9 protein-coding genes are annotated in these 10,433 nt (G+C 66.2%); 8 read left to right on the top strand and 1 reads right to left on the bottom strand.

The annotated features are described in order from the left end of the window. The first annotated feature begins 44 nt into the window (after positions 1-44). A complete protein-coding gene (locus tag FOZ70_RS36910) occupies positions 45-1,070 on the top strand; it encodes an IS110 family transposase (RefSeq protein ID WP_059676944.1) in 1,026 nt (341 codons plus the stop codon). A gap of 293 nt (positions 1,071-1,363) precedes the next feature. On the opposite strand, the gene FOZ70_RS36905 is transcribed toward FOZ70_RS36910, so the two are convergent. After that, a complete protein-coding gene (locus FOZ70_RS36905) occupies positions 1,364-2,473 on the bottom strand; it encodes a 2-aminoethylphosphonate--pyruvate transaminase (RefSeq protein WP_060127651.1) in 1,110 nt (369 codons plus the stop codon). A 258-nt stretch (positions 2,474-2,731) separates the two neighbouring features. On the opposite strand from FOZ70_RS36905, the gene phnS reads away from it, so the two are divergent. Genes phnS through FOZ70_RS36870 form a run of 7 tightly spaced genes read left to right on the top strand, consistent with a single transcriptional unit; the run spans position 2,732 to position 10,017 of the window. Further along, positions 2,732-3,820, top strand: a complete 1,089-nt coding sequence (phnS, locus tag FOZ70_RS36900; RefSeq protein WP_048020817.1) for a 2-aminoethylphosphonate ABC transporter substrate-binding protein — start codon at positions 2,732-2,734, stop codon at positions 3,818-3,820. A 34-nt stretch (positions 3,821-3,854) separates the two neighbouring features. Beyond that, a complete protein-coding gene (phnT, locus tag FOZ70_RS36895; protein ID WP_048020819.1) occupies positions 3,855-4,958 on the top strand; it encodes a 2-aminoethylphosphonate ABC transport system ATP-binding subunit PhnT in 1,104 nt (367 codons plus the stop codon). Continuing rightward, on the top strand, positions 4,936-5,856 hold the full coding sequence (locus FOZ70_RS36890; protein WP_048020822.1) for a 2-aminoethylphosphonate ABC transporter permease subunit: 921 nt from the start codon (positions 4,936-4,938) through the stop codon (positions 5,854-5,856). Before phnT ends, FOZ70_RS36890 begins: the two co-directional genes overlap by 23 nt. Continuing rightward, a complete protein-coding gene (gene phnV / locus FOZ70_RS36885; RefSeq protein ID WP_021159318.1) occupies positions 5,846-6,706 on the top strand; it encodes a 2-aminoethylphosphonate ABC transport system, membrane component PhnV in 861 nt (286 codons plus the stop codon). Before FOZ70_RS36890 ends, phnV begins: the two co-directional genes overlap by 11 nt. After that, the gene (phnA, locus tag FOZ70_RS36880) at positions 6,703-8,010 is read left to right on the top strand and encodes a phosphonoacetate hydrolase (RefSeq protein ID WP_219707859.1); all 1,308 of its coding nucleotides are present in this window, start codon (positions 6,703-6,705) and stop codon (positions 8,008-8,010) included. The genes phnV and phnA overlap by 4 nt, the downstream gene beginning before the upstream one ends. Continuing rightward, positions 8,007-9,461 (top strand): phosphonoacetaldehyde dehydrogenase, encoded by a 1,455-nt coding sequence (phnY, locus tag FOZ70_RS36875; protein ID WP_021159320.1) that lies wholly within the window; start codon positions 8,007-8,009, stop codon positions 9,459-9,461. The genes phnA and phnY overlap by 4 nt, the downstream gene beginning before the upstream one ends. 4 nt (positions 9,462-9,465) lie before the next feature. Continuing rightward, positions 9,466-10,017, top strand: coding sequence for a phosphonate degradation HD-domain oxygenase (locus FOZ70_RS36870; RefSeq protein WP_059487355.1), 552 nt, complete (start codon positions 9,466-9,468; stop codon positions 10,015-10,017). Positions 10,018-10,433 lie beyond the last annotated feature (416 nt).

The raw sequence follows: 10,433 nt of genomic DNA, 5'->3' as shown, positions 1-10,433 counted from the left end.
GTGGACTACGCTGAGTGAGGATTTTGTCCTTTCAGGGGGCCATCATGAACACGGTATCGCTAGTCGGGATCGATCTGGGCAAGCATTGCTTCCATCTGCATGCGCAGGATGTGTCAGGCAAGCAGGTGTTGCGCAAGAAGCTCACGCGCAGCCAGATGTTCACGCTCTTGGGCAATTTTCCGAGTTGTACGGTGGTCATGGAGGCTTGCGCCGGTGCGCACTGGATCGCCCGTCAACTTCAAGCGCTGGGCCACGAGGCCAAGCTGATTTCCCCTCAATTCGTCAAACCGTTCCGGCAAGGCAACAAGAACGACTTCGCGGACGCCCAGGCGATCTGCGAAGCGGCTTCACGCCCGAGTATGCGTTTCGTGAGTCCACACAACGAAGCCCAGCAGATCGTTTCGGCCTTGCACCGCGTGCGCGAGAGGCTGGTGCGGGAGCGTACCGGCACGATCAACCAGATTCACGCGTTTTTGTTGGAGTTCGGCATCAGCCTGCCGCGCGGCATGGCGGTGATCCGGCGACTCCCCACCGTGCTGGAGGCGGAATCGTTGCCGCCGAGGCTGGTGGCCGTGCTTGAACGCTTGCAGGCGCACTTCAAGTATCTGGACGAGCAGATCCGCCAGCTTGAGCGCGAACTGCTCACCCAGCTACACGAGGACGAACGCAGCGAACGGCTGCTCGAGATTCCCGGTATTGGCCCGATGACCGCCAGCGTGTTGATGTCGGAGTTGGGCGACGCCCATCAATATGGTTCGGCAAGGCAGTTTGCAGCTTCGGTCGGCCTGGTGCCACGGCAGTACAGCACCGGCGGCAAGCCAACGCTACTGGGCATCAGCAAGCGCGGCGACAAGGAACTGCGACGGCTGCTGGTGCAATGTGCGCGGGCCATCATGCAGCGCATCGAGCACCGCACGGATGCATTGGGCGTCTGGATTCGTAACTTGCTGGCGCGACGACACTCGAATGTGGTGGCCTGTGCCCTGGCCAATAAACTGGCGAGGATCGCCTGGGCCATCCTCGCCAAAGGGACGCGCTATCGAAGCGTACCGACGGCTCTGCCGGCCTGACGCTTCCCATCGCTTACAGCTTCCGTTTCAGTAGTCACCTCTGGTTTTGCGACGCGAGATACGTGAAGGCATAAACGACTCAACGGCCGGGCAAGTAACCTGACACAAAAACCAGCACCTCAATGCTGAGGGCTTTTTGAGGTTTGTCCGGCGCGGCTCCCATCATGGGGCGGGATCTTTCCCATCCGCGACCCCGGATAGATTCGAGCAAGTCCACTTTAGGTCAACACTGCCTCGCTTGCAAAAATCGGGCTGACCATAGATTTTGTTGGCGCGACGCGTTGCGTGCACCCTTATGCGTGCTGCACCGCGATACCGAGCGATTCGACCGCCTGCGCGATCGCCGCGACCGCGCGCCGGATATCGTTGGCATCGATCGCACCGATGCAGCCGACGCGGAACGTCTCGAGCTGCGTGAGCTTGCCCGGATACAGGATGAAGCCGGCATCGCGCACGGCGTCGTAGAAGCGGCGGAAATCGTAGGCCGGGTGGTCGGGCGCGTGGAACGTGACGATCACCGGCGCCTGCACGTTCGCATCGAGAAACGGCGCGAAGCCGAGCGCGCGCATCGATTCGACCAGCGTCCGGCAGTTGTCCGCGTAGCGCGCACCGCGCGCCGGCTGGCCGCCTTCGGCGAGATACTGGTCGAGTGCGGCGCGCAGCGCGGCGATCACGTGCGTCGGCGGCGTGAAGCGCCACTGGCCCGTCTTGCGCAGGTATGCGTACTGATCGTGGAGATCGAGCGCGAGCGACGGCGAATTGCCTTCGCCGGCCTCGAGCGCATCGCGCCGCACGATCGCGAACCCCATCCCCGGCACGCCTTCGAGACATTTGCCGCTTGCCGAGATCAGCGCATCGATGCCGCTGCCCGCCAGCGCGATCGGCAGCGCGCCGAACGAGCTCATCGCGTCGACGATCAGCCGCTTGCCGTGGCGTCGGCACACGGCGGCGATGTCGTCGAGCGGGTTCAGGATGCCGGCGCTTGTCTCCAGATGCACCTGCGCGACGTGCGTGATGCGCGGCTCGCGCGCGAACGCGGCTTCGATCGCGGCCGGATCGACGGCCGCATCCTCGCCGAACGGCAAAGCGATCGCTTCGATACCGAGCCGGCCCAGGATCTTCAGGATGCGCGCGCAATACGCGCCGTTGTCGGGCACCAGCACGACGCCGTCGCGCGGCACCAGCGTACCGAGCGCGGCTTCGACCGAGAACGTGCCGCTGCCCTGCATCGGTACGCACACGTACTCGTCGCCGCCACGCGCAATGGCGACGAGGTCTGCGCAGACGCTGGCCGTCAGTTGATTGAAAGCGGCATCCCACGAGCCCCAGTCATGTTGCATTGCGTGGCGGGTTGTGGCGGAGGTGGTGAGCGGGCCGGGCGTAAGAAGAATCGGATCGGACATGGTTTTTCCTTGCAAAGGTCGAAAGAAACGCCGGGCGGCATTTCTGAATGACTTGCATGATATTGGCAAAATGTGTCATTTTTTGGAAATTGTGGCATTCGTCACGGGTTTGTCATCGAACGCTGTGATCCTTCGCTTGCCGCGAGAAACCCGACCTCGGCGCGGCGGCGAGGCAGGCCGTTGATCGGCCTGCCCGGAGATAACAGGAGAGCCGGATCGTGCCCCGGCCATTTGGTGTTCCGCCTACGGAGAAGTGAGATGACACTGCAGAATTCCTCGCGCGCCGCTGCCGGCGCGTTCCGCAAGCTTGCACTGGCCGCCACCGTCGCCGGTCTGCTGGGCGCCGCGTTGCCCGTGCATGCGGCGAGCGCGGTCGTGCTGTACACGGCGGACGGTCTCGAGAACCTCTATCGCGATGTGCTGCCGGCGTTCGAGAAGAAGGAAGGCGTCAAGGTCAACATCGTGACGGCGGGCAGCGGCGAAGTCGTCAACCGCGCGAACATCGAGAAGAATTCCCCGAAGGCCGACGTGATCGTCACGCTGCCGCCTTTCATTCAGCAAGCCGGGCAGATGGGCCTGCTGCAGGCGTACCAGAGCGTGAACTACAAGAACGTGCCGGCGATCGCGAAGGCGGAAGACGGCACGTGGGCGACGTTCGTGAACAACTACTTCTCGTTCGCGATCAACCCGGACGTCGTGAAGAACCAGCCGAAGACGTTCGCCGACCTGCTGTCGCCGGCCTATGCGGGCAAGGTCGCGTACTCGAACCCGGCCACGGCCGGCGACGGGATGGCCGTGCTGATCCTGACGACGTCGCTGATGGGCGAGGACAAGGCGTTCGACTACCTCGCGAAGCTGTCGCAGAGCGTGAAGTTCCACACGAAGGGCACGGGCTACCTGAACGTGCTGCTTTCGCGTAACGAGATCAGCGTCGCGAACGGCGACCTGCAGATGGACCTCGACGATGCCGAACACGGCGCGCTGTCCGTCAAGCCGATCTTCCTGGCCGCGAAGGACGGCGACCAGCCGACCACGTTCCAGCTCCCGTACGGCATCGGCCTGATCAAGAGCGGCCCGAACCAGGACGCCGGCAAGAAGCTGATCGACTACCTGATGTCGACGGAAGTGCAGTCGAAGGTGCCGGACATGTACGGCATCCCGGGCCGCACGGACGTGCCGCTGGCCGGCAAGAACGGCGAAGCGGTCAAGAAGGCGATCGCGGGCGTGAAGCTGATCCCGGTCGACTGGACCCAGGTGATGGCGAAGAAGCCGGTGTGGATCGAGCGCTGGAAGAAGGACGTGATCGGCAGCTCGGGCAAGCAGCTCGACGTCGTCAAGCCGAAGTGATCGGCGCACGCCGCCTGTATTCGTGAGCAAGAGGATGAACCCGGTGGACACCACCCTGACCCATCCCGGCGCATTCGGCGCCGCCGAACCGCGAGCAACGCTGCGGTCCGGCGCGCCGGGCGGCGTGCAGATCGAACACCTGAGCGTGCGCTACGGCGCACGCACGGTGCTGGAAGATCTGTCGCTGTCGATCGGTGCCGGTGAATTTCTGACCGTGCTCGGCAAGAGCGGCTGCGGCAAGACCACGCTGCTGCGCTTCATCGCCGGGTTCGTGAAGGCCGACGGCCTGACCGGCACGCTGACCGTTGCCGGACGCGACCTGACCTACGCGCCGCCGCACAAGCGCAATCTCGGTCTGCTGTTCCAGAATTACGCGCTGTTCCCGCACCTGTCGGTGTTCGAGAACGTCGCCTTCGGGCTGCGCGCGCGCGGCATGGCGTCGTCGGAAGTGACGCGCCGTGTCGCCGATGCGCTGAAGCTCGTGCAGCTCGGCGATGCGGGCCATCACCTGCCCGCGCAGTTGTCGGGCGGAATGCAGCAGCGCGTCGCGCTGGCGCGCGCGCTCGTGATCGAGCCGGACGTGCTGCTGCTCGACGAGCCGCTGTCGGCGCTCGACGCCAACCTGCGCGCGTCGGTGCGCAGCGAACTGAAGGCGCTGCACGAGCGCCTGCCGAACCTGACCGTCGTCTGCGTGACCCATGACCGCGACGACGCGCTCGTGCTGTCCGACCGCGCGCTGCTGATGCGCGACGGCCACATCGCGCAGCTCGGCACGCCGCAGCAGCTGTACGACGCGCCGCGGGACGGCTACGTCGCGCGTTATCTCGGCCCGGCGAACCTGCTGCCGCCGCACGTGATCTTCCCGCTCGGCGATCCGCGCCATGAAGTGCGTGGCAAGGTGGCGTGCGTGCGCCCCGAGCGCCTGACCGTGATGCCGCCCGCCGCGGGCGGGCTGCACGGCACGGTGTCGTCCGTCGAATGGCAGGGCGCGGACCTGTCGATCGCGGTCACGATCGATGCGGCGCCCGACGAGCCCGTGCGCGTCACGATGCAACGCGGCCGCGGCGCGGCTCCCGAGCGCGGTGCGCGCGTTTCCCTGCATTGCGAGGCAGACGATGTCGTCCTTATCGAGCCCTGAAGCCGGCCTGCCGCCGCACGTGCTCGCGTCGGCCGCCGCGCACGCCGCCGCCGCGCGGCGCCGCAAGCGCATGGGCGACCTGCACCTGGCCGTGCTCGCGATCGTCGTGCTGGGCCCGCTCGTCGTCTACCCGCTGGTGCGGCTCGTGCTGCTGAGCGTGTCGGGCGACCACGGGCTGAGTTTCGCCGCGTACCGGACGTTCTTCGGCAACCCCGACACCCGCAACGTGCTGCTGACCACGCTCGGCGTGCTATTCGCGAGCGCCGGCACCGCGTCGGTGCTCGGTGTGCTGCTGGCCGCGCTGCTGTTCTTCAAGCCGTTTCCGGGCGCGTCGCTCGTCACGCGCTTCCTGGAGCTGTACGTCGCGTTTCCGTCGTTCCTCGTCGCGTTCACGCTGATCTTCCTGTACGGCTCGCAGGGCTCGATCAGCATCGCGCTGCAGCACCTGTTTCATCTCGAAAATGCGCCGCTCGATTTCCTGTTCGGCATCGGCGGCGTGATTCTCGCGCAGACCGTGTTCTATACGCCGTTCGTCGTGCGGCCGACGCTCGCATCGTTCGCGACGCTCGATTTGCGGCTGATCGAAGCCGCGCGCAGCCTTGGCGCGTCCGGCTGGATGCTCGCCCGCCGCGTCGTGCTGCCGATCGCGTGGCCGGGCATCGCCGCCGGCACCGTGCTGTGTTTCCTGCTGACGCTGAACGAATTCGGGATTCTGCTCGTGCTCGGCAGCGCGCGGCTCGTCACGCTGCCGGTCGCGATCTACAGCAGCGCGACCGTCGACCTCGACCTGCCGACCGCATCGGCCGGCGCGGTGGTGATGCTCGCGCTGTCGCTGGCGCTGTATGCGGTTTATCGCCGGGTGAACCGGCGCGCGACGGGAGGGAACGATGTCCGCTGAATTCCGTATCGGGCAGGGCGTGCCGCGCCACCAGATCGGCTGGGGCGACACGGTGCTCAAGCATGCATCGCGCGCGGCGCTCGCGCTGGCCGCGTTCGCGTGCTTCTGGCTGTTCGTGTTGCCGGTCATCGTCGTCGCGCTGTCGAGCGTGTCGACGCAGTGGTCGGGCACGATCTTGCCGGCCGGTTACAGCCTGCGCTGGTTCGAGCGGCTCGGGTCGCCGGAATACGACGCGCTGCTGACGAGCCTCGAAATCGGCTTCGGCGTGTCGGCGGTCGGCACGGTCCTCGGGCTGTGGCTCGCGCTGGCGCTCGAAGGGCGCGACCGGCGCGGCCTCGGTGCGGTGGTCGATGCCCTCGTGATGGTGCCGAACGGCGTGCCGAGCGTCGTGCTCGGGCTCGCGGTGCTGATCGCGTATCACCAGAAACCGGTCGACCTGTCGAGCTCGGCGGCGATCGTCGTGCTCGTGCAGCTCGCGCTGATCTTGCCGTTCTGTTATCGCTGCGCGGCCGCGGCGCTGCGTCCGGAGCTGACCGTGCTGCGCGAAGCGGCGGCGAGCCTCGGCGCGCCGCCCGCGATGGTGCTGCGCCGCGTGCTGCTGCCGCAGCTGGTGCCGGCGCTGCGCGCGAGCCTCGCACTCGGCTTCGCGCTGTCGCTCGGCGAGCTTGGTGCGACGCTGACGGTTTATCCGCCCGGCTTCGCGACCGTGCCGATCGTCGTGATCGGCCAGGTGGAGCGGGGGTATTACCTGCCGGCGTCGGCGCTGTCGCTGCTGATGCTGGGCGCGTCGCTCGCGGCGCTGCTGCTGATCGCCGCGCGCGTGCCGCGCGGCAAGCGGGTGGCATCATGAACGCCGCGTTCGCATTGCGCCAACCTGGCGACGCGTCGGCGGCCGGTATCCCGACGGCGCTTGCGGGTCGCTCGGTCGACGTCAACGGCCGGCACTACCGGCTGCCGGTCGAGCCGACCGTCGTCGTCTGCGTCGACGGCTGCGAGTACGACTATCTCGAACGGGCGGTGGAAGCGGGTGTCGCGCCGTTCATCGGCTGGATGATCGCGGAAGGCACGGCCTGGCGCGCCGATTGCGTCGTGCCGACCTTCACCAACCCGAACAACCTGTCGATCGTCTGCGGCGTGCCGCCGTCGGTCCACGGCATCTGCGGCAACTATTTCTGGGATCCGGCCGCCGACGGCGGGCGTGGCGCCGAAGTCATGATGAACGACCCGGCCTACCTGCGGGCCGGCACGTTGCTCGCGGCGGCGTCCGACGCCGGTGCGCGGGTGGCCGTCGTGACGGCGAAGGACAAGCTGCGCCGGCTGCTCGGCTGGCAGATGAACGGCATCTGCTTTTCGGCCGAGAAGGCCGCGCAGGCGAATCTCGCCGAAAACGGAATCGTCGACGTGCTCGACTGGGTCGGCCTGCCGTCGCCGGACGTCTACAGTGCGGCGCTGTCCGAATTCGTGTTCGCGGCCGGCGTGCGGCTTGCGCAGACGCGCCAGGTCGACCTGATGTACCTGTCGACCACCGATTACGTGCAGCACAAGTGCGCGCCGGGCAGTGCCGGCGCGAACGCGTTCTACGCGATGATGGACGGTTATCTCGCGCAGCTCGACGCGCTCGGCTGGGCGATCGGGCTGACGGCCGACCACGGGATGAACGCGAAGCACGATCCCGCGACGGGCCGGCCGAACGTCATCTATCTGCAGGATGCCTTCGACGGGTGGTACGGCGCGCAGGCTGCGCGCGTGATCCTGCCGATCACGGATCCGTACGTCGTGCACCACGGCGCGCTCGGCTCGTTTGCCACGGTCTATCTGGCGCCGGGTGTCGACCGGGCCGAGGCGATGTGGCGCGTCGGCGGCCTCGACGGCGTCGAGCTCGTGCTCGACAGCGCGGAAGCCGCGGCACGTTTCGAGCTGCCGGCCGACCGGATCGGCGATCTCGTCGTGATCGGCCGCCGCGACATGACGCTCGGCACGCGCGAGCGCGAACACGATCTGTCGGGCCTCACGGTGCCGCTGCGTTCGCATGGCGGCGTGTCGGAGCAGGAAGTACCGCTGCTGTTCAATCGCCGTATCGAGCCGGTCGATCCTGCGCGTCGCCCGCGCAATTTCGACGTGTTCGATTTCGTGCTGAACCGGGTCGCGACATGATGGCTCACCCCCGACACGATCACCCGGCGTTTCGCGCGGAGGCGCTGCGCTGGTGCGGCACGCGCGCGACGCGCGAACGCACGCTCGACGTCATGGACCCTTACACGGGCACGCGCGTCGGTACGGTGCCGCTCGCGAGCGTCGACGACGTGCGCGCGGCATTCGACTACGCGATGGCGTACCGGCCGACGCTCACGCGTTACGAGCGTTCGGAGATCCTCGAACGCGCGGCTGCGCTGTTGCGCGAGCGTACCGAGGAAGCGTCCGACCTGATCACGCTCGAGTCGGGGCTGTCGAAGCAGGACTCCCGCTACGAGATCGGCCGTGTGGCCGACGTGTTGAAGTTCGCGGCGGTCGAGGCGCTGCGCGACGATGCGCAGAGTTTCTCGTGTGACCTGACGCCTCATGGCAAGGCCCGCCGCGTGTTTTCGCAGCGGCAGCCGCTCGATGGCGTGATCGTTGCGATCACGCCGTTCAATCATCCGATGAACCAGGTGGCGCACAAGATCGCGCCGGCGATCGCGACCAACAACCGCGTGATCGTGAAGCCGTCGGAAAAGGTGCCGCTGTCGGCGCTCTATCTGGCCGACCTGCTGGTTGAAGCCGGTCTGCCGGAGCCGATGCTGCAGGTGCTGACCGGCGATCCGCGCGAGATCGCGGACGAGCTCGTCACGCACCCGCATGCGTCGCTGATCACCTTCACGGGCGGCGTGGCGATCGGCAAGGCGATTGCCGCGCGGGCCGGCTACCGCCGCATCGTGCTGGAACTGGGTGGCAACGATCCGTTGATCGTCCTCGACGATGCCGATCTCGAACGCGCGGCGTCGCTGGCGGTGCTCGGGTCGTACCGGAATTCGGGCCAGCGCTGCACGGCCGTCAAGCGGATGCTGGTGCAGCGCTCGATCGCGCCCGCCTTCACCGAATTGCTCGTCGAGAAGACGCGCGCATGGAAGTACGGCGATCCGTTCGATCCCGCGAACGAAATGGGCACGGTGATCGACGAGGACGCGGCGCGGCTGTTCGAGGCGCGGGTCGGGGAGGCGGTCGCGCAGGGCGCGCGGTTGTTGACGGGCAACGTGCGGCGCGGCGCGCTGTATGCGCCGACCGTGCTCGACAACGTCGATCCGTCGATGACGATCGTGCGCGAGGAGACCTTCGGCCCGGTATCGCCGGTGATTGCGTTCGACACGATCGACGACGCGATCCGGATCAGCAACGGGACGGCGTTCGGGCTGTCGTCGGGCGTCTGTACGGACAGCACGGCGGCGGTGGTGCGGTTCGTGAACGAGCTGAACGTCGGCACGGTGAATGTATGGGAAGTGCCCGGATACAGGATCGAGCTGTCGCCGTTCGGCGGGATCAAGGACTCGGGGCTCGGATACAAGGAAGGCGTTCAGGAGGCGATGAAGAGCTTCACGAACCTGAAGACGTTTTCGCTGCCTTGGGAGTGAATGAATGGCATTGACGGTGGAAGATATCCACGGGCTGTATCGCGAGCATGGCCATGTGGCCTATAGCGGTGAACCGGTCACGCAGCTCGAGCATGCATTGCAGAGCGGATTGCTGGCGGAAGAGGCGGGGGCTGATGAAGCGCTGGTCGCGGCGGCGTTCCTGCACGATCTCGGGCATCTGCTGAATCGCCAGGGCGAGACGCCGAGTGCGCGCGGGATCGACGATCTGCACCAGTATTACGTGCTGCCGTTCCTGCGTCCGCTGTTTTCCGACGCGGTGCTGGAGCCGATCCGGCTGCACGTCGACGCAAAGCGCTGCCTGTGCCGCACGGATACCGGCTACTTCGAGAGCCTGTCGCCGGACTCGGTGCGCAGTCTCGCGCTGCAGGGCGGCATCTTCAGTGAGGAGGAGACGGCGGCGTTCCTGCAGCGCCCGTTCGCGGAGGATGCGCTGCGTCTGCGCCGCTGGGACGATACGGCAAAGGAAGAGGGCAAGGTGACGCCTGATCTCGATCACTATATGGAGATCGTCGCGCGCCAGGCGCGCGCTGGCTGACCGGTTGAGTTGCTCCTATATAAGACCCCGCACGCGACAGCGTGCGGGGTCTTATATTTTTTGAGAAACCCCTTGCGCAGTTCGAAGAGGGTGCTTAGAATCACGCCTCTTTCGCGCTAACGGAAACGCAGCGCGGGAGAGGGAAGCGAAGCTGGTGGTGTGCTGCAGTCTTGGGCGCGCAGCTGGCCTGGAAGTTGAACCCCGCAGTCGCAACGATGTAGTGTAAAAAGTTGTTGACGAGCTGCGAAACACGGTTCATAATCTCGCTTCTCTGCTGCTGAAAACGCAGCGCTGCTGAGAAACACGAAGTTCCTCGCAGATTGCTCTTTAAAAATTAACAGCCGATAAGTGTGGGCGCTTGATGGAAGCGAGCTGATCCTCGGATCAGATAGCGAAAGTATCAAGAGTCTCACACT

It is taken from the genome of Burkholderia sp. COPS (genome assembly GCF_019425585.1).
Taxonomy (GTDB): Bacteria; Pseudomonadota; Gammaproteobacteria; order Burkholderiales; family Burkholderiaceae; genus Burkholderia; species Burkholderia cepacia.
The sequence above is the reverse complement of the archived record's forward strand: the minus strand, read 5'-3'. Positions and strand labels throughout refer to the sequence as shown.